Here is a 25,663-nt window from a genome sequence, read left to right on the forward strand (position 1 = left end):
CTCGCAGGCCGGCAGCGCGCGCTCTAGCCGAGCGCCGTCAGGCCCGGTGCGAACGCGATCAGGAGCGGCAGCAGGGGGACCAGGGCGGCCGCCGTCGTCGTCAGGGCCCGCTGGCGGCGCAACAGGCGTGGCGGTGGTTCCAGCAGGCGGTCGACCCTCTCGCCCAGCAGCCGACGGCTCGACGCGCAGGACAGGACACCGCGGTGCTGGTTCAGTTCGATCAGGGCCAGGGCGGTGGTGAGGTGGCCGCAGCGGCGGGACGCCGTGTCGTCCGCGGCGAGTTCGACGAGCCGGTGGGTCTGGTCGCAGAAGTGGGAGAAGAGCGGCACGCGCGGGAAGCCCGTGGCCAGGGCGCTGGACAGGTGGAGCAGCCAGTCGTGGTGGGCGCGGGCGTGGCCCCTTTCGTGGGTGAGTACGGCGTCGAGCTGGTGGTCGGTGAGGCGGTGCAGCGCCCCCGTCGTCACGACCAGCTGCGGCGGATGGCCCGGCATCCACCAGGCGTCCGGGTACTCGTCCTCCAGCACCAGCATCGGTCCGCGGGCCGCGGGCAGCCCCGCCGGCAGTTCGGGTGCCCGCTCGCGCAGGTGTGCGCGGGTCTGGTCGCGGCGGCGCCGGGCCTCGACCAGTTCGCGGGCGAGCATCGCCGTCGTCCACGCGGCCCCGGACGCCAGCAGCACCGTGAGGGCGACCGCCCAGGGGGGCGCGACGGAGAGGTCGTACGCGGCAGTGACCGCCGGTGGCGCCGGCGCGAACACCCGGTCGCGCACGGTGTGGAAGACGGCCGCCGCGCCCAGGGTCAGCGCGGCCAGGCAGCACATCAGCACGGTGGCGACCAGGCACTGCCACACCCACAGCGCGACCACCGGTTCCCGCTCCGGCCACAGGGACCGCACCAGGGCGCGCGGTGCAGGTACCGCGGCCGTCAGGGCGACGACGGTCAGCAGGAGCAGGCAGACGGTCATGCCGGGGCTCCGTTTCCTGATCGGAGATGCGTGCGGGCGGCGGGGGGTGCGAGGTGATACGCCCTCGCGTGACATGACGTGTGCGCCGGCGCGTCACGTGGTGAGTACGCCGACGCCTCGCATGGTGCGCGTGCGGGCGCATCGCATGGTGCGTGTCCCGTCAGTATGACGGTGCCGGGTGCCCCGAGTCAGGCGTCGAGGACGATCCGGGCGCCCCGCTCCCCGGTCCGGCTGCTCACGCGCGGTCCCTGCTCCCGCGCCCGCCTGCGGCACCTTCTGGCCCGCGGATCCCGACGCCCGTGGGCATGTCACGAAGTCCCTGCTCACTTCGTGAGGCCGGGGCGCCCCGGCGTCTCCCTCACCCCGCCACGACCCGCCCGCTGACCTCCCCGAGCCCCACCCGGCTGCCGCCCGGCCCCGGAGCCCATCCCGACATCGTCACCACGTCGCCGTCCTCCAGGTAGGTACGCTTCCCGTCCGGGAGTTCGAGAGGATCGCGACCGTTCCAGGTCAGCTCCAGCAGCGACCCGCGCTGCCCGGGCTCCGCGCCGCTCACCGTGCCGGAGCCGTACAGGTCGCCGGTGCGCAGTGAGGCGCCGTTGACGGTCATGTGGGCGAGTTGCTGGGCGGCGGTCCAGTACATGGTGGAGAACGGCGGCTCGGACACCACTTCCCCGTTGATGGCGATCGAGATCCGCAGGTCGTAACCGGCGGGCTCCTCCGTGGCGTCGTCGAGGTACGGCAGCAGCGGATGCGTCCGCCTCGGCGGGGCGACCCGTGCCTCCTCCAGTGCGTCCAGCGGAGTGATCCACGCCGAGACCGAGGTGGCGAACGACTTGCCGAGGAACGGGCCGAGCGGAACGTACTCCCAGGCCTGGATGTCCCGCGCCGACCAGTCGTTCAGCAGGCAGAGGCCGAACACGTGCTCCCTGAAGTCGCCCAGCGCCACCGGCGTGCCCTGTTGGGACGGCGTGCCGACGACGAAGCCGACCTCGGCCTCGATGTCCAGCCGTACCGACGGGCCGAACACGGGTGCCGGGTCCGAGGGCGCCTTCCGCTGTCCCGAGGGCCGTACGACGTCCGTCCCGGACACCACGACCGTGCCCGCGCGTCCGTGGTAACCGATCGGCAGGTGCTTCCAGTTGGGGGTGAGCGGGTCGGCGGCGTCGGGGCGGAAGATGCGGCCGGCGTTCCGGGCGTGGTTCTCGGAGGCGTAGAAGTCGACGTAGTCGGCGACCTCGAAGGGGAGGTGCAGGGTCACTTCGGGCAGCGGGTGGAGGAGGGGGGCGAGCGTCTCGCGGTGCGCGGGCACGGTCACCCAGGCGGTCAGGGCGCGCCGTACGTCCGACCAGGCGGTGCGGCCTGCGGCCAGCAGTGGGTTGAGGGTCGGCCGGGCGAGCAGGGAGGCGTACGGGGAGCCGAGGGCGAGGGCCGCGGCGCCGGCGTCGAGGACGTGGTCGCCGAGGCGGACGCCGACCCTCCGTTCCGTGCTCGCGGAGGTCGAGAACACGCCATACGGAAGGTTGTTCGGGCCGAAGGGGTCACCCTCGGGGACCTCGAAGGGGGGCAAGGGGGGCATGGGGTGGCTGCCTCGCTCTCATCCGTGCCGCGCGGGAGACGACCATGTGGCGACGTCACTATGGCGTTGCGCGGCATTCCATGTGGTCGCGCCACACGTTACGGGTGAGTTGACTGTCGTGACAGTGTCTAAAGAGTTCGCAATGTCCTAATAGGCCTTGTCGGAGGGGGCAATTCCGGCTTAGCGTCCTTTGGGGGACACGGACGGGGTGGGTCCGGTCCGTAGGGGGGACACGTGGGGGGACCCGTGGCCAGGAATGCCGTCAGCCTGCCGTTCGAGGCGGACCGCGACGTGCCGGGCCTGATCGTCAAGTTCGGCGACTATCCGCTGCATCACGGCGGGGTCGGCGCGATTCGCAGCCTGGGTCGCCTGGGCGTTCCCATGTACGCGATCACGGAGGACGCGTACACGCCGGCCGCTTCGTCCCGCTATCTCAAACGGGCGTTCGTGTGGCCGACAACAGGCGCCGAGGAGCCCGACCATCTCGTCGAGGGACTGCTGCGCATCGGCCGCCGCATCGGCCGTCCGGCCGTGCTGGTCCCCACCGACGAGGAGGCCGCCGTCCTGATCGCCGAGCACCAGGACGCGCTCGGTGACCGCTTCCTCTTCCCGCGCGTCGACCCGGGACTGCCGCGTCGGCTGGCGAGCAAGCAGGGCCTGCACGAACTGTGCGTGGAACACGGCATCCCGAGCCCGACGGCCGCCTTTCCGGACTCGTACGACGAGATCGTCGACTTCGCGGAGAAGGCCCGCTTCCCGATCGTCGCCAAGAACCGCGAGGCGTTCGTCCGGCGCAAGCAGCCCGCCGTCAACGGAACGACGCGGATCGCCACCCGGGAGGGACTGCTCACCCTCGCCCGTGACTGGGGCACCCATCCGGGTGTCATCCTCCAGGAGTACCTCCCGAGGGAGGACGCCGAGGACTGGATCGTGCACGCCTACTTCGACGCCGACTCCAATCCGCGCGCCCTGTTCACAGGAGTCAAGGTCCGCTCCTGGCCGCCGCACGCCGGCATGACCGCGAACGCGTACGTCGTCGACAACCCCGAACTCGCCGACCTCGCCGCGCGTTTCATCAAGCAGATCGGCTTCACCGGCATCATCGATCTCGACCTGCGCTTCGACCGGCGCGACGGGCAGTACAAGCTGCTCGACTTCAATCCGCGCATGGGCGCCCAGTTCCGGCTCTTCGAGAGCGAGTCGGGGGTGGACGTCGTCCGCGCCATGCATCTGGACCTGACGGGGCGCCGCGTTCCGGAGGGGGAACAGCGTGCCGGCCACCGGTACGTCGTGGAGAACATCGACCTGCCCGCCCTCCTCGCCTACCGCCGCAGCGGCTACACGACGCCGCACGCGCCGACGCGGCCGAGCGGGACCGAACTGGCCTGGCTGGCGGGTGACGACCCGCTGCCGTTCGTCACGATGCTCGCCCGCTTCGTGCGTCCGGGCGCGAAGCACCTCTACCAGCTGTGGCGCACCAACCGCCGCGGCTCCAGTGCCGGCACGAGGTAGGGACCACGTTCCAGGGGGGACTTCGTGATCGAACCGGTAGCAGTCATCGGTGCCGGGCCCTTCGGGCTGTCCACGGCCGCCCATCTGCGGGCGCGTGGCATTCCCGTCCGGGTCTTCGGCGACCCCATGGTCAGCTGGCGCGACCACATGCCGGCCGGGATGATCCTGAAGTCCACCCCCGCCGCCTCCAACCTGGACTGCCCGCAGCGCGGTCACACCCTCGCCGACTACTGCGACGCCGCGGGCATCCGCCGGCTGGTGACCGACGAGGACGTCATCCCGGTGGAGACCTTCATCGGCTACGGCGAGTGGTTCCAGCAGAAACTGCTGCCCGAACTGGAGCGGGTGCGGGTGGTCTCCGTGGACCGGCACACGGCGGACCGACACCATGAGGACCGGCACAAGGCGGACCGGCACAAGGCGCAAGGCGCGGCGGGCTTCGAACTGAAGCTGGACTCGGGGGAGTCGTTCACGGCCCGTGCGGTCGTCGTCGCCACCGGCCTGTCCGGGCTCGCCCGCCTCCCCGCCGAACTCGCCGAGGCAGGCGCCGACGGACCCGCCGGGCTGGTCTCGCACAGCTCCCAGCACCACGATCTGACCCGTTTCTCCGGCAAGGAGCTCATCGTGGTCGGTGCCGGGCAGTCCGCGCTGGAGACGGCGGCCCTCGCCGCCGAGGCCGGTGCCCGGGTACGGGTGGTCTCGCGAGGGCGCGGCAAGGTCGCCTTCGGCGCCCCGCCCTGGGACCAGCCGAAGCTGCGCCCCGAGTCGCCGTTCGGCCGGGCCTGGTCCCTGTGGGCGCTCAGCTACTACCCGCACCCCTACCGCTACCTCCCGGCACAGACCCGCCACTACCTGGTCCGCCGGGTGCTCGGCCCGCTCGGCGCCTGGTGGCTGCGCGACCGCTTCGAGGGCAAGGTCCAGGTCCGCGAGGTCTCCGCCGTGATCGGCGCCGAGACCTCCGACGGCGCTCCGGTCCTCACCGTCCGCACTCACGACGGCGGCACCGAACGCCTCACCGCCGACCACGTCATAGCCGCCACCGGCTACCGCGTGGACACCGCCGCGATGGACTTCCTCGGCCCCGGGCTGCGCACCGGTGTCGCGGTCACTCGCGGCGCCCCGAGACTCGGCGCCGGATACGTGTCCTCCGTACCCGGCCTGTACTTCACGGGGCTCCCGGCGGCGGCGTCGTACGGGCCGGTGATGCGGTTCGTGTGCGGTACGGAGTTCGCCTCACCGCGCCTGGCCAGGCACCTGGCTGCGGCCCACGCCTGACATCCCGGGGCCGGACCGTCACCCGGCCCCGAGGGCTGCGCCTCCTCCCCGGGCGGCACACGCCGAACACCACCACCGGCGGCGGAACGCCCGAGGAGCTTCTCGATCAGGTCACCGTCGTGCGGATGCCGGGCCGGCCGGCTGCGCGCGTCGGTGAAGTGCAGCCCCAACAGCTCGCGCGCGGTGTCCAGTTCGGCGGCGTAGCCGTCCCCGTCGAACCAGAGTCCGAGTCGCCGGACCTCCGCGGCGTACGGCGCGCCGCAGGCCGGGTCCTCGGGGCAGTTGCCGAGCATCTCGGAAAACGTAACGCCCGCCACTGACAACGGCCCCATCAAGGAGGCGGCGGGCGTCACTTGAGGCCGAAACGCACTGTGAGTCCGAGGGCCGCGCTGTCCGTATTCTCTGATCATGGTCGCACCCTCCCCGTACTCACTGATCGCCACCGATCTGGACGGCACGTTGCTGCGCGGCGACGACACCCTCTCGGAACGGTCGCTGGCCGCGCTCACGCGGGCCGGCCGGGCCGGTGCCCGGCATCTCGTGGTGACCGGCCGGCCCGCCCCGAGAGTGCGCCCGCTCCTCGACGACCTCGGCTGCACGGGACTCGCGGTCTGCGGCCAGGGCGCGCAGGTGTACGACGCCGGCGCGAACCGGCTGCTGTGGTCGGTCACCCTGGACCGGGAGCTGGCGGAGACCGCACTCGGCAAGATCGAGGCCGAGGTCGGCCAGGTGTACGCGGCGGTCGACCAGGACGGCGTGGACGGGCTCACGCTCATCGAGCCGGGCTATCTGATGCCCCACCCCACGCTGCCCGCGCTGCGCGTCGCCCGGCGCGACGACCTGTGGTGCGCGCCCATCAGCAAGGTGCTGCTGCGCCACCACACCCTGTCCGACGACGAACTGGCGGCGACCGCCCGCTCGGTGGTCGGATCGCTGGCGACGGTCACCATGTCGGGGCCGGGGACCGTCGAACTTCAGCCGTGCGGGGTGACCAAGGCGACCGGGCTCGCGCTGGCCGCCGACCGTCTGGGGCTGAGCCCCGGACAGGCCATCGCGTTCGGGGACATGCCCAATGACATCCCGATGTTCGAGTGGGCGGCCCACGGGGTGGCAATGGCCAACGCCCACCCCGAACTCAGGGCGATGGCCGACGAGGTCACCACGTCGAACGAGGACGACGGCATCGCCGTCGTCCTCGAAAGACTCTTCGGCTGACGCGGGACGTCGGTCAGTACGCGCCGTGGACGTTGTCGATCGACCCGTACCGCGCGGCGGCGTAGTTGCAGGCGGCGGTGATGTTCGCGACCGGGTCGTAGATGTCGAACGACGTGCCGTCCACGTGGTACGCCTTGAACGTCGGGTCGATCACCTGGAGCAGGCCCTTGGACGGGATGCCCTTGGCCGCGTTGGAGTCCCAGAGGTTGATGGCCCGCGGGTTGCCGGAGGACTCCCGCATCAGGTTGCGGTATATGCCGTTGTAGGTGCCCGGGATGTGCTTCTCCGCCATGATCGCGAGCGACTCGCGGATCCAGCCGTCGAGGTTGTTCGGGTACCCGGCGAGGGTCGTCGAGGCCGTGCTGGTGGAGGTGGCTGCGGCGGCGGAGGCGGTGGTCGCCCCGATGAGCGGGAGGGCGAGGACGGCGGCGCCGGTGCCGACGACGGCGAGTGTGCGGACGATGCGGTTACGGCGGGGACGGCGGAGCTGGGCGGTAGCAGGCATGGCGAAGTTCCTCTCCGTCGCCTGCGAGGTGAGCTGTCGGGTTCGGGCCCGGGGAGTGCCCGGCCGCACCGCCCGAAGGCGATGCGACTTCACCCCTAGCCGTTCCGGAACGACGTCTGTCCGCTGACGTCGGCCGCCCGGTCCGGCGACTTACCTGGGTTCCCCGCTCCTGCCGTGCGAATGAACTCGTCGTTGGGTCGTTTCGGGCGGCGGCAGGATTCGGCGTCCGCCCGGCGAGCCGGAACGTATGCGAGAGCACATGTCCGGAACAAGACCCTGATTCCCGCAACATGCCGATTGACCTTGATCTGTGCCGTATGGGGTGCTTGATCCTTTGCGGTTGCCAACCCTCAACTGGCCCACAGGGAAAGGGGAGGAAGGGTCGCCTGTGGCACTTGCGGCATCCGGGCCGGCGTGACCTACTTCACGAAACCGCAATAACGGCAAATCGGGCATCCGGGATTCGTGGAATCCGCCTTTTTCATGGTTCAACGGAAAACTACCTCGTTCTCTTCCGTGCGGATTGGCTCCGGCAGAGGATTGCGGAGCGCCCCTTAATGGGAGTGATTTAGATAATTAGTCCGAATTGCCGGATTCGGGGCTCTCGGATGGGTGCGGGCTGATCGGTGGCGCGGCCGCGTGCCGGCAGCGGTCCCGCTCGCTCGATCGGCGGCCTCTGTGGCGCGCTCTCCGTCAACTTCCGAAGCCTCGGCTACGCGTGCGTGCCGTCGGCCGGCCCCAACGGGGAAGGTGGCGCGGCTGATTGACGGGGTCAGGTGTCGGGGGTGGCTGGGGGCGTCGAAGGTCGTTGTGGGCGTGCGTGATTCTCGTCACGCCGACGGGGGGTGGCGGGGAACCGGGGATCTTCGGTGTGCGTGTCCACCGTGAGGGCGGAACCTCCCCTGTGGTGCGCGTCGTTGTCATGGCAGCCACCCTGGGCGGGAACCCGCACGTGCCGAGGCTCCCGCGAGCCGGCGGGGAGCTGCGCGGGCGTCATGCGCGCGCAGGGATGCCGTTCCGTCGGTCGAGGGGATGACGGTCAAGGGAACGCGGAGGTCGTCGTGCGTGGTCTCGTGAAGGATGGGCATACGGGTGGGCGCGAGGTGCCTCCCTTCGTGCGCCGGGTGTCTGCGTCGGCCTGGGCGGGCGGCGCAGGGGGTACGCCCGGGCGGGTGACGTCGGGCGGGGGAGGCGGGGCCGTTTCCGGGCGGCCGTCATCCGGAGGGGGTGCCGCCGGACGGCCCCGCGGGTGCCGCCCCGGATCCGAACCCGGCGCGGGGCCTGGCGGAGGACACGGCCTGGTCCTCGGTTCGGGACAACTGCCCGCACTTCCTGTTAAGTCAGTAGATGTCAGGTCGTATCGGCTGATCAAAAACATAACGGTCGTGATCCGATAGCGCCCGGGGTGTAACCGTGGGCGCCCTCGGTGATCGAAACCTGACCGGATACGCTGACTTGAGTGATGGCAGCGACCTATCGACAAACCGTGTAATCGCCAGTAGACACCAGCAGACAGGAGACCCCTCGTGACCGTCGTCGGGCCGTTCGGGCTGAGCGTGCGGGACCAGGCTCTGGAAGCCGATGTCCAGGCCGGATTGACGGCTGTCGAGGAAGGCTTGCTAGAAGCCACCAAGAGCGAGGTCCCGTTCATCACGGAGGCCGCGCAGCACCTCGTGCGGGCCGGCGGGAAGCGGTTCCGCCCACTGCTGGTGATGCTCGCCGCGCAGTTCGGCGATCCGTACGCGCCCGGTGTCGTGCCGTCGGCCGTCGTCGTCGAGCTCACCCACCTGGCCACGCTGTACCACGACGACGTCATGGACGAGGCCGTCGTCCGGCGCGGTGTCGACAGTGCCAACACCCGCTGGGGCAACTCCCTCGCCGTCCTCACCGGCGACTTCCTCTTCGCCCGCGCCTCCCAGATCCTCGCCGACCTCGGCCCCGAGGCGGTCCGGGTCCAGGCCCTCGCGTTCGAACGGCTGGTGACCGGCCAGATCCTGGAGACGGCGGGCCCGTCGGACGGCCGGGACCCGGTCGAGCACTACCTCGACGTGCTCAGCGGCAAGACCGGCTCGCTGATCGCGGTCTCCTGCCGCTTCGGTGCGATGCTGTCCGGTGCCGACGAGACGGTCGTCGACGTCCTCACCCAGTACGGCGAACGGCTCGGTGTCGCCTTCCAGCTCGCCGACGACGTCCTGGACATCGCCTCCGACTCCCACGAGTCGGGGAAGACTCCGGGGACGGACCTCCGCGAGGGCGTGCCCACGCTTCCGGTGCTGCGGCTGCGGGAGCGGGCGGCCCGGCTGGGGCTGGCCGAGGACATCGCCCTGTGCGAGCTGCTGGACTCCGACCTCACGGACGACGCGCGGCATGCGGAGGCCCTGGCGGCGCTGCGGGCGCATCCGGCGCTGGAGCAGGCCCGCCGGGACGCGGTCCGGTACGCGGAGGAGGCGCGGGCCGCGCTGGCTCCGCTGCCGGAGTGCGACCCGAAGGTGGCGCTGGTGGAGCTCTGCGACGCGGTGGTGCACCGAGCCGGATAGTCCTCCGGTGAGCCCTGTGGGCTCCGTTCTCCCCGGAACAGGCGCCCATGTGACTCGGGTCACATGGTTGGACTGAGTCCAATCCAGGACGTGTTCCGTACTCCTTCGCAGAAGCCGACGCAGGGGGCGTCGGCTGACACAGGGGGAGAAAACGGAATCATGGTCATCGCCGCAACGCGCCGCAAGAGCCTCGTCGCCGCTGCCATCACCGTCACCGTCACCGCTCTCGGCGGTGGCGCCGTCCCGGCAACCGCCGCCACCGGCCACACCTCCACCGGCCACCACAGTTCCACCACCTCCGTCGTCCTCGCCGCCAGCCTGCGTGGTGCCAACGAGGTGCCCGTCGCCGGTGGGCCCGCGGTCGGGGACAAGGACGGCGCCGCGCTGGAGTTTATCCAGATCAGGGGGGACAAGGTGACCGTCGCCGTGACCTGGCGCGGCACCGGCAGGCCCACCGACCTGCACATCCACCAGGGTGCCAAGGGAACCAACGGCGGCGTCAAAATCGACTTCGGCAAACTGCTGAAGAAGGCCAAGAGGTACAGCGTCACCGGCAGCGTCAAGGTCACCGACAAGGCCCTGCTCAAGCAGCTCACCACCGACCCCGGAGCCTTCTACGCCAACCTGCACACCGCCGAGTTCCCCGGCGGAGCCCTCCGCGGCCAGCTGCACGCCGTCACCACCGTCTCCGGCCTCAAGGCCGGCGGCTTCCAGGCCTCCGTCGTCACCGGCAAGCAGATCTACGAGTGCAAGCCCGCCGACGGCGGCGGTTACGCCTTCGCCCAGCGTGACGTCAGCGCCAAGCTCGGCGGCGGCATCCGCCACTCCTTCGTCGCGCCGAACTCCGGCACCCCGCAGTGGGTCGCGCCGGACGGTACCGCGGTCACCGGAGCCGTCGTGACCAAGACGGCGAACGGCACCGGCAACATCCCCGAACTGGACCTCAAGACCACTCGGTCCGGCAAGAACCACGGGCTGCTCGCCCACACCGGCGAGATCCTGCGCCTCAACACCGTCGGCGGCGTCGCCCCGGCCGGCTCCTGCACCCCGGGTGCCGTCGTCGGCGTCCCCTACCGGGCCGACTACGTGTTCGTGCAGCACTGAGCCGACCCGGCACGTGAACCGACCGGCCACGGCGCATGAGCCGACCGGATACAGCACGTGGCAGGAGGCGCCTTCGCCGCACGACCCCTACGGGTCGGGGAAGGCGCCTCCACCCTTGTGTCATACCGCAGGTGTACGCGGAGTTGGCTCCGTGGGCTGACGCTTGCGCGCTCCCGATTTGGTGAGATGGAAACCACGGAAATCACCACCACTCACCGATTCGGGTGAGAATGGCGGCTCAGGGTGGGACACGTGCGAGGACGGCCGCCGCCGACGACGGAGGTAAGGCACACATGGCACCGTACGAATCCGACGACAGCACGGGGGCCGCGCAGGCCGACGACGAGCTGCGCGGCGAGTTGCGCGCCGAGCGGCGGCGCAAGGCCGCACGATACGTCGTCCCGGTCGCGGTGGTGGGCGTGGCCGCGGCCACCATCGGCCTGGTCCCGGCGCTCGCCGACTCCGGCGACCCCGACCTGCCGAAGATCACCGCGCAGGAACTCATCGACAAGATCGCCAAGTCGGACGTACAGCAGCTGTCCGGCACCGTGAAGATCAGTACGGATCTCGGTCTGCCCGACCTCGGCGGCCTGGAGAGCAGCCTGCTGTCCGGGGCCACCCAGGGCAGCGGCGACGGCTCGTCCGCCGACCCGACCGGCAAGCTCACCGAGTTGGCCTCCGGCACGCACACCCTGCGCGTGGCCGCCGACGGCCCCGAGAAGCAGAAGGTGTCGGTGCTGGAGAGCGGCGCCGAGTACAGCCTCATCCACAACGGCACCGACGTCTGGGGCTACGACAGCAAGTCCAACGAGGTCTACCACTCGACCGCCGCCGACTCCGGCAAGGCCGGGCAGCACGAAACCCGGGCCACGCCCAAGGACTTCGCCGACGAGGTCCTCAAGTCGGTCGACGACACCACCTCGGTGACGGTCGACGGCACCGCCCAGGTGGCCGGCCGGGATGCCTACCGGCTCGTCATCAAGCCCAAGCAGTCCGGCACGACGGTCGGTGCGATCAGCATCGCGGTGGACGCCAAGACCGGTACGCCGCTGAAGTTCACGCTCACCCCGTCGAGCGGCGGCGCGGCCGTCGTCGACGCCGGCTACACCCAGGTCAGCTTCGCGAAGCCGGCCGCCTCCACCTTCGACTTCACCCCGCCCAAGGGCGCCAAGGTCACCGAGGGCGACAAGGCGGGCAAGGCCGGCGAGGACAGCGGGACGGACCAGCGAGGCAAGGCCTCCAGGACACCCGGCCACGGTTCCGCCAAGGGCCTCGACAAGTCCGGTTTCGACGTCCTCGGCAAGGGCTGGAACTCCATAGCCGTCCTCGACACCGGCAGCAAGGGAGGCGTGCCCACCGGCTCCGCCTCCGGCGGCGGCGACCTGAGCGGCTTCCTCGGCTCGCTCGGCGACCCTGTCTCCGGCAAGTTCGGCAAGGGCACCGTCTTCTCCACCCGGCTGATCAACGCCCTGATCACGGACGACGGCAAGGTGTACGTCGGCGCCGTGGACAAGGCCGCGCTGGTGAAGGCGGCCGACGCGGGGTAGCAGAGGGCGGTGCGGGTGCGGTGAGCACCCTGTGCCGCACGACGAATCGAGGATGCCGATGGACCGACCGTCCGCCACGGAGCGGGAGCCGGAGGACCCTGGCGACTCCGGTGACCGGGGGGCCGGCGCTCCGGTGGCCGCGGGTGTCATCGACACCCGTGGCCTCACCAAGCGCTACCGAGGCGGACAGCTCGCCGTGGACGGTCTCGACCTGACCGTCCCCGCGGGCAGCGTCTTCGGCTTCCTCGGCCCGAACGGCTCCGGCAAGACCACCACCATCCGCATGCTGATGGGCCTGATCGAGCCCACCTCGGGCACGGCCCGGGTCCTCGGCCACCCGATGCCGCGCGCCTCCCGCGTCGTACTGCCGCACGTCGGCGCCCTCATCGAGGGCCCGGCGCTGTACGGCTTCCTCTCCGGCCGCGACAACCTGCTGCGGTACGACGCCGCCGACCCGGCCGCCGACCCGCGCACCCGGCGCGCCCGCGTCGAGGCCGCGCTGGACCGGGTGGGCCTCGCGGCCGCCGCCGCGAAGAAGGCGAAGGCCTACTCGCTCGGCATGAAGCAGCGCCTGGGCCTCGCCGCCGCGCTGCTCCAGCCCCGCAAGCTGCTGGTCCTGGACGAGCCGACCAACGGCCTCGACCCGCAGGGCATGCGGGAGATCCGCTCCCTGGTGCGGGAACTGGCCGGGGACGGCACCACCGTGTTCCTCTCCTCCCACCTCCTCGACGAGATCGAGCAGGTCTGCACCCACGCGGCCGTCATGGCACAGGGCCGGTTGATCGCCCAGGGCGCGGTGGCCGACCTGGCGGCCGGGGCCCGCGGCCGGCTCGTGGTGACCACCCCGGACCACGCGGAGGCGGCCCGGGTGCTCAAGGAACAGGGCGTCGCGGACGTCGTCGTCGCCGAGGACCGGGTGACCGGCGAGCCACCCGAGCGCGACCTCGCCGAGGTGAACGCGGCGCTCGTCACGGCGGGCGTCCGGGTCCGCGGCTTCACCGTGGAACGGGCCTCGCTGGAGGACGCGTTCGTGGCACTGACCGGAGAGGGCTTCGATGTCGCAGGCTGACCTGTCCGTCGCCGACACGGCGGCGGCCGCACGGCCGAACCCGCTGTGGAGCCTCGGCCTGCTGCGCAGCGAACTCGTCACCACGTTCCGCCGCTGGCGCACCCTGGCCCTGCTCGGCGTACTGGCGGCGGTGCCGATCCTCGTCGGGATCTCCGTCAGGATCGAGACGCGGGGCGGCGGCCAGGTCGGCCGCGGCGGCGGCGAGGGCCCGGCGTTCATCGCCCAGGTCACCAACAACGGACTGTTCCTGGTGTTCACGGCGCTGGCCGCGACCCTCCCGTTCTTCCTGCCGATGGCCGTCGGGGTGGTGGCCGGGGACGCGATCGCCGGCGAGGCCGACGCGGGCACCCTGCGCTATCTGCTGGTCGCGCCGGCGGGCCGCACCCGCCTCCTGCTCGCCAAGTACGCGACGACGATGGCCTTCTGCCTGGTCGCCACCCTGGTGGTGGCCGCCTCCGCGCTCGCCGTCGGCGCACTCCTCTTCCCGCTCGGCGACCTGACGACGATCTCCGGCACCCGGATATCCTTCGCCGACGGTCTCGGCCGCGCCCTGCTGATCGCCCTGGTGGTCGCCGTGTCCCTGGCCGGCATCGCCGCGCTCGGCCTGTTCGTGTCCACTCTGACCAACAGCGGCATCGCGGCGATGGCGACGACCGTGGGCCTGCTCATCACGGTCCAGATCCTCGATCAGATCCCTCAGCTGCATTCTCTCCAGCCGTACTTCTTCTCCCACTACTGGCTGTCCTTCGCCGACCTGATGCGCGACCCCGTCTACTGGGACGACCTGGTCAAGAACCTGGAGCTGCAGGCGCTGTACACGGCGGTGTTCGGATCGGCGGCCTGGGCGCGGTTCACGACGAGGGACATCACCGCCTAGCGGGGTCCCTACGGTCCAGGTCCGGGGCCGCCCGCGCCCCGTCGGCGCCCCTTCCTGGTGCGAGGCTGTGACGTCGCGGTGACGTGCGAGCCGTGCCTAGCGGAGACACTGGATCGTACGCACGAGTACGACCTGGGTACGACCGGATGGTGACGCCGGGGGAATGAGGGCCGATGTCCCGACTCAGCCGCGAGGAGAAGCGGGAAGTCCAGCAGGAGGGGCGCCTGGCGACGGTCGACGTCCGGGTGGCGGACGCAGCCGCCTCCGTGGACGGCGTACCGCTGCTCCCGGGCCCCGGTGAGGAACCCCAGCAGGCGGTCCTCAACCACCTCCAGCGCCTCGCCCGCGCCACCGGCCGCCCCGTCCTCGCCACCGTCCACGACACCCGCATCGGCTACGTAGTCCCCCTCCAGGTGAACCTGGACGGCTCCAGCAGCTTCACCGGCGACCCGGTACGGCTGGCCGCGCCGGCCGTCGAGCCCAAGGAACAGCCCGCGCCGAAGGAACCCGCGCCGGCCGCGGCCCCCGCGTTTCCCCGGCAGGCGTTGCAGGCGGTATCGCAACCGCCCGCCGCCCCGCCGACACCGCCCGCTCCGCCGGCCGTGGCCCCGCCGCTGCCGCCCGCGCCGGGCACCGTCCGGCCGCCCACCGGCGTCTTCGGCCCGCCGCCCGTGATGAGCCCCCTTGCCCCCGCCTCTGAGACGGCCCTCGCCACCCCCGCCCCCGAAGAGCCGGTGGCCGACCGGGACCCGCGTCCGGCCCCCGACCCCCGCTCGACCCCCACGCCCGCCCGCGGGTTCGACGCGGTCGCCGAGGAGGTGCTCGGGGACGAGCCCGTGACGCTGACGGCGGAAGGGGCCGCGCTGCTCACCGAGCCGGTGGCACGGATCAACGAGGCCGTCCGGACGGGCCGTATCGAAGCGGCCGCCGAGCTCGCGGAGCGCACGGTCGCCAAGGCCGCCGCGGTCCTCGGCGACGGCCACACCGAGGTACTGCACCTGGGCGAACTGACCGCGTACATCTCCTACCTGGCGGGCGACCCGGTGCGGGCCTTCCACCTCTCCCTCGACCTGGCCCGGGAGCGCCGGCACACGGGAGACGGCGAGGCGGCGTACGGGAACGTGCGGAGCGCGGCGACCGCCTGGCGCGCGGTGCGCGACCCCGAGCACGGGCTGAGCCTGGGCCGCGAGCTGATCGACCTGTGGGCGCAGCTCACCGCCGAGGACGGTCCGGCGGCCGACGACGTCGAGGAACTGGAGTCGGCCCGCGCCCGGATGGCCCGCCTCACGGAACGCGCCCGCCGCGCCGCCGGGAACGCCTGAGCGTCGCCGTCGTCGTCACTGCACGCAGAACTCGTTGCCCTCCGGGTCGGCCATCACGGTCCACGCCCCGGAGGGCTCGGAGACATGGCGCACCACGGCCGCGCCCAGCGCCTCGAGGCGTGCCACCTCGTCCGCCCGCCTCCCCTCCCCGGCGTGCAGGTCGATGTGGAGCCTGTTCTTGCCGGACTTCGCCTCCGGCACCCGCTGGAACAGCAGCCGCCGCCCCAGCCCCGTCCCGCGCTCCTCGTCGTACGGGTCGTCCGGGTGCCGTACGGCGATCAGGTCGCGGAAGGCGGCACGGCCGTGGTACTCCAGGGTGGCGGCGCCCGGCAGCGCGCCCAGCTCCAGCAGCCGTTCCACGAACGCGCTGTTGTCCTCGGCCACGTAGTGCAGCGCGGCGGCCCAGAAGTCGGCCTGCGCGTGCGGGTCACGGGCGTCGATGACGAGTTTCCAGTGCAGGGGTGCGGGCGTCTGCGTCATGCCGCCCACTTATAGCCGACGGCTGTGACAGTCACACCTGACTTGCGGGAGTCTCCGCGACCGGGGCGGCCGGCCGTGGTACGGGTACCGCCGCGAGCGCCCGCGCGGCCCGGCGGGCGGTGCGCAGCGCGTCCCAGGTGAGCAGGGCGAGGGCGAGCCAGACCAGGACGAAACCGGCCCAGCGTTCGGCGGGCATGGCCTCGTGGAAGTAGAGGATGCCGAGCAGGAACTGGAAGACCGGTGCCAGGTACTGCAGCAGGCCGAGCGTGGAGAGCGGGACGCGGATCGCGGCGGCGCCGAAGCAGACCAGCGGGACGGCGGTGACGATGCCGGTGGAGGCCAGCAGGGCGGCGTGCCCGGCGCCGTCGTTGACGAAGCTCGACTCGCCGTGGCCGGCCAGCCACAGCAGATAGCCGAGCGCCGGCAGGAACTGGATCGCGGTCTCTGCCGCGAGTGACTCGATGCCGCCGAGGTTGACCTTCTTCTTGACGAGTCCGTAGGTGGCGAAGGAGAAGGCGAGGACGAGGGAGATCCACGGCGGCTGCCCGTAGCCGACGGCCAGGACGACGACGGCGGCGAACCCGACGCCCACCGCCGCCCACTGAGCGGGCCGCAGCCGTTCCTTCAGCAGCAGCACGCCCATGGCGATGGTCACCAGGGGGTTGATGAAGTAGCCGAGGGAGGCCTCGACGACATGCCCGGCGTTCACGGCCCAGATGTAGACGCCCCAGTTGACGGTGATCACTGCGGCGGCGACCGTCACCAGGGCCAGCCGGCGCGGCTGCCGCAGCAGTTCACCGGCCCAGGCCCAGCGCCGTACGAAGACGAGTGCGGCGGCGACGAAGAGGAGGGACCACACCATCCGGTGGGCCAGGATCTCCACCGACCCGGCGGGCTTCAGCAGTGGCCAGAACAGGGGGACCAGTCCCCACATCCCGTAGGCCGCGAAGCCGTTCACCAGTCCTGTCCGCCGCTCGGCCTTCGATATGTCGGCCACCGGCCCTCCTCACACCCAGCTTCAACACGCCGGGACGAAGGTAGCGCCGAGCACCCCGGTCTGTCATGGCCGTATCGGCATACGGTCATGACAGACCGGGGTGGGCTTTTCTCCGCGGGGCTTACTTGAGCGCGGCGGCGATCGCCTCGGAGATCGGGGAGGTCGGGCGGCCGGCCAGGCGGGAGAGGTCGCCGGAGTCGACGACCAGCTCGCCCTTGGCGATCGACGCGTCGACGTCGACCAGGGTCGCGGCGAACATCTCCGGCACGCCGGCGCCCGTCAGGATGCCCTGGAGCACCTCGCCGGGCACGGAGTTGTAGGCGATCTCCTTGCCGGTCTGCGCGCTCAGCTCGGCCGCGTACTCGGCGAAGCTCCAGGCGACGTCGCCGCCCAGCTCGTACGTCTTGTTCTCGTGCCCCTCGCCGGTCAGCACGGCGACCGCGGCGGCCGCGTAGTCGGCGCGGGAGGCCGAGGAGACCCGGCCCTCGCCGGCGGCCGCGACGACGGCGTTGTGCTCCAGGACCGGGGCGAGGTTCTCGGTGTAGTTCTCGTGGTACCAGCCGTTGCGCAGCAGGGTGTACGGCAGGCCGGAGGCGAGCAGTACCTCCTCGGTGGCGCGGTGGTCGTCCACCAGCGAGGCGTGCAGGCCGCCCGGGGCGCTGGTGTACGCCAGCAGGGCGACGCCGGCTGCCTTGGCGGCGTCGATGACGACCTTGTGCTGGGCGGGGCGGCCCTTGTCGAACTCGTTGCCGGAGATCAGCAGCACCTTGTCGCCGGCGGCGAAGAGGCCGTCGAAGGTCTCGGGGGCGTTGTAGTCCGCGACGGCGATCGTCACGCCCGCGGCGGCGAAGTCGGCGGCCTTGGCCTCGTCGCGCACGACGGCGGTGATCTGCTCGGCCGGGACCTTCTCCAGCAGCTGCGTCACGACGTGACGGCCGAGGTGTCCGGTGGCTCCGGTGACAACGATGCTCATGGTGTGCGATCTCCTTGTGGGGTGCGGATGCCACTAACCCTAGGGGGAGCGCTAACCACAAGAAAGTACCCACTTTGAAGTAAGGTACTGGCATGTCAGTAAGCGCCTCAGAAGCAGAAGCCGAAGCCGAAGCCGAAGCTGCACCGAAGGTCGGTACGTACGTCGTCGGCGCCGAGATGTGCCCGTACCGGCTGGTCCTGGAGCACGTCACCAGCCGTTGGGGCGTCCTGGTCCTGATCCAGCTCCTCGACCGCCCCCACCGCTTCAGCGAACTGCGCCGCGCGATCGGCCGGGTCAGCGAGAAGATGCTCACCCAGACCCTCCAGACCCTGGAACGCGACGGCCTCGTCCACCGGGACGCCAAGCCCGTCATCCCGCCCCGCGTCGACTACTCCCTCACCGACCTCGGCCGCGAGGCCGCCCAGCAGGTGCGGGACCTGGCGCTGTGGACCGAGCGGCGGATGTCGGACGTGGAGCGGGCCCGGGCGGCGTACGACGACGCGAAGCGCGCCTGAGGCCCGCCGAGTCGCTGAGCCCCCCTGGGGACGCGAGTGGGGCCCGGACGCACCGTCCGGGCCCCCACGCACGACTTCCCCGGGGTCAGCCCACGACCGTCCAGGTGTCCCCGCCGGCCAGCAGCGCCGCGAGGTCGCCCTTGCCGTGCTGTTCGACCGCGGTGTCCAGCTGCCCGGACATCTGCACGTCGTAGACGGGCCGTTCCACCGAGCGGAAGACGCCGAGGGGCGTGTGGTGCAGGGTGTCGGGGTCGGCCAGCCGGGAGAGCGCGAAGGCCGTGGTCGGGGAGGAGGAGTGGGCGTCGTGGACGAGGACCTCGGACTCGTTGTCCGCGGTCACGTCGACGACCCTGAGGTCGCCGGTGAGCCGGTCGCGTACGACACCGCGCGCGCCCTCGGCGCCGAAGCGGATGGGCTTCCCGTGCTCCAGGCGGATCACCGCCTCCTCTGCCGACTGCTTGTCCTTGAGGGCGTCGAAGGCGCCGTCGTTGAAGATGTTGCAGTTCTGGTAGATCTCGATCAGGGCCGTGCCCGGGTGGGCGGCGGCCGCGCGCAGCACCTCGGTCAGGTGCTTGCGGTCGGAGTCGATGGTGCGGGCGACGAAGGAGGCCTCGGCGCCGATCGCCAGCGACACCGGGTTGAACGGGGCGTCCAGCGAGCCCATCGGTGTCGACTTGGTGATTTTGCCGACCTCGGACGTCGGTGAGTACTGCCCCTTCGTCAACCCGTAGATGCGGTTGTTGAAGAGGAGGATCTTCAGGTTGACGTTGCGGCGCAGCGCGTGGATGAGGTGGTTGCCGCCGATGGACAGCGCGTCACCGTCACCGGTCACCACCCACACGGACAGGTCACGCCGGCTGGTGGCGAGCCCGGTCGCGATCGCCGGGGCGCGGCCGTGGATGGAGTGCATGCCGTACGTGTTCATGTAGTACGGGAAGCGCGACGAGCAGCCGATGCCCGAGACGAAGACGATGTTCTCCTTCGCCAGTCCCAGCTCCGGCATGAACCCCTGCACGGCGGCCAGGATCGCGTAGTCACCGCAGCCCGGGCACCAGCGCACCTCCTGGTCGGACTTGAAGTCCTTCATGGACTGCTTGGCCTCGGCCTTGGGGACGAGCTGCAGCAGTCCGTCGGTGGCGTCGGTCATGGCGTCAGTCATGGATGGCCTCCTTGAGCGCCGTGGCGAGCTGCTCGGCCTTGAACGGCATGCCGTTGACCTGGTTGTACGAATGCGCGTCCACCAGGTACTTCGCCCGGATGAGGGTGGCGAGCTGACCGAGGTTCATCTCGGGGATCACCACCTTGTCGTAACCCTTCAGCACGGCACCCAGATTCCTCGGGAACGGGTTGAGGTGCCGCAGGTGCGCCTGCGCGATCGGTTCGCCGGCCGCCCGCAGCCGCCGTACCGCCGCCGTGATCGGCCCGTACGTCGATCCCCAGCCCAGCACCAGGGTGCGGGCCCCGTCCGGGTCGTCGACCTCGATGTCGGGGACGTCGATGCCGTCGATCTTGGCCTGCCGGGTGCGGACCATGAAGTCGTGGTTGGCGGGGTCGTAGGAGATGTTGCCCGTGCCGTCCTGCTTCTCGATGCCGCCGATCCGGTGCTCCAGGCCGGGCGTGCCCGGGATCGCCCACGGCCGGGCGAGGGTCTGCGGATCCCGCTTGTACGGCCAGAAGACCTCGGTGCCGTCGTCCAGGGTGTGGTTGGGACCGCTCGCGAACTGCACCCGCAGGTCGGGCAGCTCCTCCAGCTCCGGGATCCGCCAGGGCTCGCTGCCGTTGGCCAGGTAGCCGTCGGAGAGCAGCATCACGGGCGTCCGGTAGGTCAGCGCGATCCGGGCCGCCTCCAGCGCCGCGTCGAAACAGTCGGCCGGAGTCCGCGGGGCGACGACCGGGACCGGTGCCTCGCCGTTGCGGCCGAACATCGCCTGGAGCAGGTCGGCCTGCTCGGTCTTGGTCGGCAGCCCGGTGGACGGCCCGCCCCGCTGGATGTCGACGACCAGCAGCGGCAGCTCCAGCGAGACCGCGAGCCCGACCGTCTCCGCCTTCAGGGCGACACCCGGACCGGACGTCGTCGTCACCGCCAGCGAACCGCCGAACGCCGCGCCCAGCGCCGCGCCGATGCCGGCGATCTCGTCCTCCGCCTGGAAGGTCCGCACACCGAAGTTCTTGTGCTTGGACAGCTCGTGCAGGATGTCGGAGGCCGGGGTGATCGGGTACGACCCGAGGAACAACGGCAGATCCGCCTGGCGCGACGCGGTGACCAGGCCGTAGGCCAGCGCCAGGTTCCCGGAGATGTTCCGGTACGTGCCGACCGGGAAAGCGGTCGTCGCCGGGGCGATCTCGTACGAGACGGCGAAGTCCTCGGTCGTCTCGCCGAAGTTCCAGCCCGCCCGGAAGGCCACCAGGTTGGCTTTCATGACCTCGGGCTTGCGGGCGAACTTCTGCTGGAGGAATCTCTCCGTGCCCTCGGTCGGCCGGTGGTACATCCACGACAAGAGGCCGAGCGCGAACATGTTCTTGCTGCGCTCGGCCTCTTTGCGGCTGAGGTCGAATTCCTTGAGTGCCTCCACGGTCAGCGTGGTCAGCGGCACCGGGTGGAGGCTGTAGCCGTCGAGTGAGCCGTCCTCCAGGGGCGAGGTCGCGTAGCCGACCTTCTGCATCGCCCGTTTGGTGAACTCGTCCGTGTTGACGATGATCTCCGCGCCGCGCGGCAGATCCCCGATGTTCGCCTTCAACGCGGCCGGGTTCATCGCGACCAGCACGTTCGGCGCGTCACCCGGGGTGAGGATGTCGTGGTCGGCGAAGTGCAACTGGAACGACGAAACCCCCGGCAGAGTGCCTGCGGGGGCCCGGATCTCGGCGGGGAAGTTCGGCAGGGTGGACAGATCGTTGCCGAAGGACGCTGTCTCCGACGTGAACCGGTCACCGGTGAGCTGCATACCGTCACCCGAGTCCCCCGCGAACCGGATGATCACCCGATCCAGGCGCCGTACGGATTTCACACCGCCCGGCTTGCGCTGCTCTCCCACGACGGTTCCGTCGGCCTGTTCCGTTGTCCTGCTGACCTGGCTGGTCACTGAACTGGACCTCCTTCGAGGCGGCTGTCCGGGCGTGGCCGTCCCACGGACCATCCCGCAATCAACCCTACGTCGGTTAGGGTCGCCTTCCCGTGCCTGCTCGCATGCTGGACGGAGTTCTGAGACGACCTGTCGCCCTGACTTGTCACGATTTTCCCTCCCCCTGGCCGCCTTCCGGTGCCGACACGGTGCCGTCGGCCCGTCAGGAGTTCAGATAGGTCAGAACGGCCAGAACACGCCGGTGGTCACCGTCGCTCTGGGAGAGGCCGAGCTTGAGGAAGATGTTGCTGACGTGCTTCTCGACGGCTCCGTCGCTCACGACCAGCTGGCGCGCGATCGCCGAGTTCGTCCGCCCCTCGGCCATCAGCCCCAGAACCTCCCGCTCCCGCGGGGTGAGGCCCGCAAGGACGTCCTGCTTCCGGCTCCGCCCGAGCAACTGTGCGACGACCTCCGGATCGAGCGCCGTACCGCCCTCGGCGACCCGCACCACGGCGTCCACGAACTCCCGCACCTCGGCGACCCGGTCCTTCAGCAGATACCCCACGCCCCGGCTGGAACCGGCCAGCAGTTCGGTGGCGTAGCGCTCCTCCACGTACTGCGACAGCACCAGCACCCCGAGCCCCGGATGTGCCTTCCGCAGCCGTACAGCGGCCCGCACGCCCTCGTCGGTGTGTGTCGGCGGCATGCGCACATCCGCGACGACGACGTCCGGCAGCGCATCCTGCGCGTCCAGCTCGGCGATGGTCTTGACCAGCGCCTCCGCGTCCCCGACGCCCGCGACGACGTCGTGCCCCCGGTCGGTCAACAGCCGGGTCAGTCCCTCCCTGAGCAGCACGGAATCCTCGGCGATGACCACCCGCACCCTGTCCTCCACGATCTCCCGGCCCCCCACCCCGTCCGGCGTACATGCCTGCCCTGTCCGAAAGTCCAGCATTCCAGCATTCGGATCGGAGCGCGTGCGGGTAACGAGACGGGGCGCACCAAATCAGGCCGCGGGGTCCTCCCTCCCACCAGCCCGTCCGGCGTCTGAGGACGACGACCGGCCGGCACCACATTCCAGCCCGTCCGGCGTTTGAGGACAACGACCGGCCGGCACCACATTCCAGCCCGTCCGGCGTCTGAGGACGACGACCGGCCGGCACCACATTCCAGCCCGTCCGGCGTTTGAGGACGAGGCCTCAGGCCGAAGCGGGGGTTCGGGGGCGGCAGCCGCCCGAAACGGGCGGCCGAAGCAGGGGGTCGAAGGGGGCCCACCCCCTGGAGGACGGGACGGGTAGGGGCGGCGGGGGCGAGAACCCGCCCTCAGCCCCGCCAGGGCAGCTCCGCCGTCACCCGCGTAGGCCCGCCCACCGGCGAGTCCACCACCAGGATCCCGTCGACCGCGTCCAGCCGCTCGGCCAGCCCCGCCAGCCCCGACCCCCTCGCCGTGTCCGCACCCCCCACCCCGTCGTCGAGGACCTGCAGCATCAACCGGTCCTCACTCCGCCACACATCCACCGACGCCTCACGCGCCCGCGCGTGCTTGCTGATGTTCTGGAGCAGCTCGGACACCGTGAAGTACGCGATCCCCTCGATCGCCGCCGCCGGCCGCTCCGCCAGGTCGACCTCCACCCGCACCGGCACCGTGCACCGCGAGGCCACCGAGGACAGCGCCGCATCCAGCCCCCGGTCGGTCAGCACGGCCGGATGGATCCCGCGGGCCAGGTCCCGCAACTCCTGCAGCGCGGTCTTCACCTCACCGTGCGCCTCGTCCACCATCCGCGCCGCGACCTGCGGATCCTCCCGCAGCTTCTCCTTTGCCAGCCCCAGATCCATGGCCAGCGCCACCAGCCGCGCCTGCGCCCCGTCGTGCAGATCCCGCTCGATCCGCCGCAGGTCGGCGGCGGCCGTGTCCACGACGACCCCCCGGTCCGACTCCAGCTCCACCACCCGCGACGCCAGCTTCGACGGTCCCAGCAACCCGTTCACCATCACCCTGTCCACCAGCGTCAGCGCCCGGACGATCCACGGCGTGGCCAGCGTGAACAGCAGTCCCACCAGCGCGGTCACGGTGATCTCGAACGGGTTGTCGAGGTAGATGCTGTGGTGCGCGTCGCTGTACAGCTGGATCCCGCCCTGCCCGGCCCACATCGGGAACACCCAGAACCACAGGGGATACGTCAGCAGGGCCCAGCCGTACGCCCAGAAGTTGAGGGCGACGACGAAGGAGAACATCGACCAGGGGAACTGCAGGACCGCGTACAGCAGATGACGCCAGGACGTGCCGCTCTTCAGCACCGCGCCGATCCAGGCGAAGAACCCCGGCTTACGCATCCGCAGCGGCTCCGGGTCGGCCACCTCCAGCTTCAGCAGCCCACGCGCGCGTGCCCGTTCCAGCGCTCCGAAGCCGCGGCACCCGGCGAGGGCCACCGCCAGCAGCGGGATCCCGATGAACGTCACCAGCAGACCCACGCCCAGGGACAGCATCGTCACGGTCCACACGAACAGCGTGACGCCGACCGGCAGGCCCAGCAGGACATAGCCGAACTCACGCCAGCTGCGCGCCTCGAACGGCGCCCGCAACACCGCCGGCACCCGATGCCGACGCTCGCCGTACGGCTCGTAGCCGTATCCGTGGTCCTGCCCGTACCCGTACTCGTGTCCGTACTCCGTGGCCATCGGCGCCGTCCCCTCCTGTCCTGTCCAGCCCTGCTCTGCCTCATGGGCTTCGTCGGCCTGCCCTGCCGTATCTCCACCCTGCTGCACCGCAGGTCCACGGACCATGGAGTCCGTCGGCGTCTCGAACGGGGGGTTTTCCCCACCCTCCCGGCGCTGCCCTACGCCCGGTCGCGCCAGGGCAGCTCCGCGGTGACCGTCGTGGGACCGCCGGCCGGTGAGTCGACGACGAACAGGCCGTCGACCGCGCCCAGCCGGTCCGCGAGCCCGCGCATCCCGGAGCCGCCGTCCAGACTCGCCCCGCCGCGCCCGTCGTCCCGTACCTGGATCAGCAGCCGGTCGTCGGCCCGCCACACGTCCACCGAGGCGGTACGCGCCCCGCTGTGCTTGCTGATGTTCTGGAGCAGCTCGGAGACGGTGAAGTAGGCGATGCCCTCGATGGCGGGTGCCGGTCTGGAGGGCAGGTCGGCGGTCACCTGGACCGGCACCGTGCAGCGGGAGGCGACCGACGACAGCGCCGCGTCCAGCCCCCGGTCGGTCAGCACCGCCGGGTGGATGCCCCGGGCGAGATCCCTGAGCTCCTGAAGCGCCAGCTTCACCTCGCCGTGCGCCTCCTCGACCATCGCGGCGGCCGCGTCGGGATCCTCCAGCAGCTTCTCCTTCGCCAGACCGAGCCCCATCGCCAGATTGACGAGCCGGGCCTGCGCGCCGTCGTGCAGATCCCGCTCGATGCGCCGCAGGTCGGCGGCGGCCGTGTCCACGACCACCCCCCGGTCCGACTCCAGTTCGGCGATACGGCGCTCCAGCTCGTCGGAGGGCGACAGCAGCCCGCGGACCATCGCCCGGTCCACGTTCGCCAGCCCACGCGCGAGGAACGGCAGCACCGGCCACAGCACGAACAGCGAGACCAGCGTGATGCAGAAGGTGAGGACGCCCCACGGCAGCCGGATGAAGTCGTACAGCAGCGTCCGCCAGCCCACCGGGTCCTTCAACGTCATCCACAGCCGCCCGGTGCCCGCACCGCGCCTGGTCCACGGCAGCGGGGTCGGCTCCTCCACCCGCACCCCGAGCAGCGCACGCGCGCGTGCCCGCTCCAGCTTCCCCAGCTGCCGAGCGCCCAGCAGGGTCGCGGCGAGCAGGGGAATGCCGATCACCGTCAGTGTCAGCACACCGCTCACCCACACCGTCGTGACGACGTAGACGAAGCCGAACAGCGACATCGGCAGGTTCAGCAGGAGGTGCGCGATCTCCTTCCAGGTGTGACCGTCGAGGGCGAAGCGCACGGGCGGCAGTCGTTCGCGGTCCTCTTCGCCGTCGGCGAGGCTGAGGGATCGGGGTGCGGGTGCGGTCATATGCGCCAGCGTGCCGTGTGCCGTGGCGCGACGCCATGGAGTTCCCCGCCGGGCCGCCCCTGGGGAAAACCCCACCAGCCGACTCCGGTCTTTGTGTCTCCACCGGG

The 25,663-nt window shown here is 71.1% G+C and carries 21 protein-coding genes and 1 riboswitch; of the genes, 10 read left to right on the plus strand and 11 right to left on the minus strand.

Features of this window, described 5'->3' with window-relative positions; all coding sequences use genetic code 11:
• Positions 1–23: 23 nt before the first annotated feature.
• Entirely contained in the window at positions 24–962 is a 939-nt protein-coding gene (locus tag ACFY0P_RS01005; protein ID WP_388905888.1) for a M56 family metallopeptidase, read from the minus strand.
• A gap of 358 nt (positions 963–1,320) precedes the next feature.
• Complete coding sequence (gene fahA, locus ACFY0P_RS01010; protein ID WP_388907257.1) at positions 1,321–2,532, minus strand: fumarylacetoacetase; 1,212 nt, start codon at positions 2,530–2,532, stop codon at positions 1,321–1,323.
• Between the two features lie 276 nt (positions 2,533–2,808).
• On the opposite strand from fahA, the gene ACFY0P_RS01015 reads away from it, so the two are divergent.
• From ACFY0P_RS01015 to ACFY0P_RS01025, 3 genes are all read left to right on the plus strand, one after another.
• Positions 2,809–4,053 carry an ATP-grasp domain-containing protein gene (locus tag ACFY0P_RS01015; protein WP_388907259.1) on the plus strand — a complete coding sequence of 415 codons (1,245 nt, stop codon included), beginning with the start codon at positions 2,809–2,811 and terminating at the stop codon, positions 4,051–4,053.
• A 24-nt stretch (positions 4,054–4,077) separates the two neighbouring features.
• Positions 4,078–5,328, plus strand: coding sequence for an FAD-dependent oxidoreductase (locus ACFY0P_RS01020; RefSeq protein WP_388905890.1), 1,251 nt, complete (start codon positions 4,078–4,080; stop codon positions 5,326–5,328).
• Positions 5,329–5,736: 408 nt separating this feature from the next.
• Positions 5,737–6,543 (plus strand): HAD family hydrolase, encoded by an 807-nt coding sequence (locus ACFY0P_RS01025; RefSeq protein ID WP_388905893.1) that lies wholly within the window; start codon positions 5,737–5,739, stop codon positions 6,541–6,543.
• A 13-nt stretch (positions 6,544–6,556) separates the two neighbouring features.
• Here ACFY0P_RS01025 and ACFY0P_RS01030 read toward each other — a convergent pair whose 3' ends face one another.
• Positions 6,557–7,048: a transglycosylase SLT domain-containing protein gene (locus tag ACFY0P_RS01030; protein WP_388905896.1), complete on the minus strand. Its 492-nt coding sequence runs from the start codon at positions 7,046–7,048 to the stop codon at positions 6,557–6,559.
• 3 nt (positions 7,049–7,051) lie between these two features.
• Positions 7,052–7,250: riboswitch (cyclic di-AMP (ydaO/yuaA leader) on the minus strand.
• 1,324 nt (positions 7,251–8,574) lie between these two features.
• Between ACFY0P_RS01030 and ACFY0P_RS01035 the strand changes: the two genes are divergently transcribed.
• The 6 genes from ACFY0P_RS01035 (at position 8,575) to ACFY0P_RS01060 (ending at position 15,504) form a co-directional block, all read left to right on the plus strand.
• Positions 8,575–9,585 carry a polyprenyl synthetase family protein gene (locus ACFY0P_RS01035; protein ID WP_388905898.1) on the plus strand — a complete coding sequence of 337 codons (1,011 nt, stop codon included), beginning with the start codon at positions 8,575–8,577 and terminating at the stop codon, positions 9,583–9,585.
• A gap of 159 nt (positions 9,586–9,744) precedes the next feature.
• Positions 9,745–10,689: a CHRD domain-containing protein gene (locus ACFY0P_RS01040; protein WP_388905900.1), complete on the plus strand. Its 945-nt coding sequence runs from the start codon at positions 9,745–9,747 to the stop codon at positions 10,687–10,689.
• A gap of 293 nt (positions 10,690–10,982) precedes the next feature.
• Positions 10,983–12,236 (plus strand): outer membrane lipoprotein carrier protein LolA, encoded by a 1,254-nt coding sequence (locus ACFY0P_RS01045; RefSeq protein ID WP_388905902.1) that lies wholly within the window; start codon positions 10,983–10,985, stop codon positions 12,234–12,236.
• Between the two features lie 58 nt (positions 12,237–12,294).
• Positions 12,295–13,305 carry an ATP-binding cassette domain-containing protein gene (locus ACFY0P_RS01050; RefSeq protein ID WP_388905904.1) on the plus strand — a complete coding sequence of 337 codons (1,011 nt, stop codon included), beginning with the start codon at positions 12,295–12,297 and terminating at the stop codon, positions 13,303–13,305.
• Positions 13,292–14,182 (plus strand): ABC transporter permease, encoded by an 891-nt coding sequence (locus ACFY0P_RS01055; protein WP_388905906.1) that lies wholly within the window; start codon positions 13,292–13,294, stop codon positions 14,180–14,182. Before ACFY0P_RS01050 ends, ACFY0P_RS01055 begins: the two co-directional genes overlap by 14 nt.
• A 173-nt stretch (positions 14,183–14,355) precedes the next feature.
• The gene (locus ACFY0P_RS01060; RefSeq protein ID WP_388905908.1) at positions 14,356–15,504 is read left to right on the plus strand and encodes a tetratricopeptide repeat protein; all 1,149 of its coding nucleotides are present in this window, start codon (positions 14,356–14,358) and stop codon (positions 15,502–15,504) included.
• A gap of 15 nt (positions 15,505–15,519) precedes the next feature.
• Here the strand turns inward: ACFY0P_RS01060 and ACFY0P_RS01065 are convergent, their stop codons facing one another.
• From ACFY0P_RS01065 to ACFY0P_RS01075, 3 genes are all read right to left on the minus strand, one after another.
• Entirely contained in the window at positions 15,520–15,984 is a 465-nt protein-coding gene (locus tag ACFY0P_RS01065; RefSeq protein WP_388905910.1) for a VOC family protein, read from the minus strand.
• A gap of 31 nt (positions 15,985–16,015) precedes the next feature.
• Positions 16,016–16,981: an EamA family transporter RarD gene (gene rarD, locus ACFY0P_RS01070; RefSeq protein WP_388905913.1), complete on the minus strand. Its 966-nt coding sequence runs from the start codon at positions 16,979–16,981 to the stop codon at positions 16,016–16,018.
• A gap of 121 nt (positions 16,982–17,102) precedes the next feature.
• Positions 17,103–17,954 (minus strand): SDR family oxidoreductase, encoded by an 852-nt coding sequence (locus ACFY0P_RS01075; RefSeq protein ID WP_388905915.1) that lies wholly within the window; start codon positions 17,952–17,954, stop codon positions 17,103–17,105.
• A 176-nt stretch (positions 17,955–18,130) separates the two neighbouring features.
• Here ACFY0P_RS01075 and ACFY0P_RS01080 point away from each other — a divergent pair, with 176 nt between their 5' ends.
• Complete coding sequence (locus ACFY0P_RS01080; RefSeq protein ID WP_388907261.1) at positions 18,131–18,469, plus strand: winged helix-turn-helix transcriptional regulator; 339 nt, start codon at positions 18,131–18,133, stop codon at positions 18,467–18,469.
• A gap of 85 nt (positions 18,470–18,554) precedes the next feature.
• Here ACFY0P_RS01080 and ACFY0P_RS01085 read toward each other — a convergent pair whose 3' ends face one another.
• The 5 genes from ACFY0P_RS01085 to ACFY0P_RS01105 all read right to left on the minus strand — a co-directional run bounded on the left by ACFY0P_RS01085 (position 18,555) and on the right by ACFY0P_RS01105 (position 25,556).
• Entirely contained in the window at positions 18,555–19,616 is a 1,062-nt protein-coding gene (locus ACFY0P_RS01085) for a 2-oxoacid:ferredoxin oxidoreductase subunit beta (protein WP_388907264.1), read from the minus strand.
• Between the two features lie 4 nt (positions 19,617–19,620).
• Complete coding sequence (locus ACFY0P_RS01090) at positions 19,621–21,549, minus strand: 2-oxoacid:acceptor oxidoreductase subunit alpha (protein WP_388905917.1); 1,929 nt, start codon at positions 21,547–21,549, stop codon at positions 19,621–19,623.
• Positions 21,550–21,751: 202 nt separating this feature from the next.
• Entirely contained in the window at positions 21,752–22,411 is a 660-nt protein-coding gene (locus ACFY0P_RS01095) for a LuxR C-terminal-related transcriptional regulator (RefSeq protein WP_388907266.1), read from the minus strand.
• Between the two features lie 440 nt (positions 22,412–22,851).
• Positions 22,852–24,207 (minus strand): sensor histidine kinase, encoded by a 1,356-nt coding sequence (locus ACFY0P_RS01100; RefSeq protein ID WP_388905919.1) that lies wholly within the window; start codon positions 24,205–24,207, stop codon positions 22,852–22,854.
• A gap of 158 nt (positions 24,208–24,365) precedes the next feature.
• Entirely contained in the window at positions 24,366–25,556 is a 1,191-nt protein-coding gene (locus ACFY0P_RS01105; RefSeq protein ID WP_388905921.1) for a sensor histidine kinase, read from the minus strand.
• Between the last annotated feature and the right edge of the window lie 107 nt (positions 25,557–25,663).

Origin of the sequence: Streptomyces sp. NPDC001714 (genome assembly GCF_042892755.1) — a bacterium.
Taxonomy (GTDB): Bacteria; Actinomycetota; Actinomycetes; order Streptomycetales; family Streptomycetaceae; genus Streptomyces.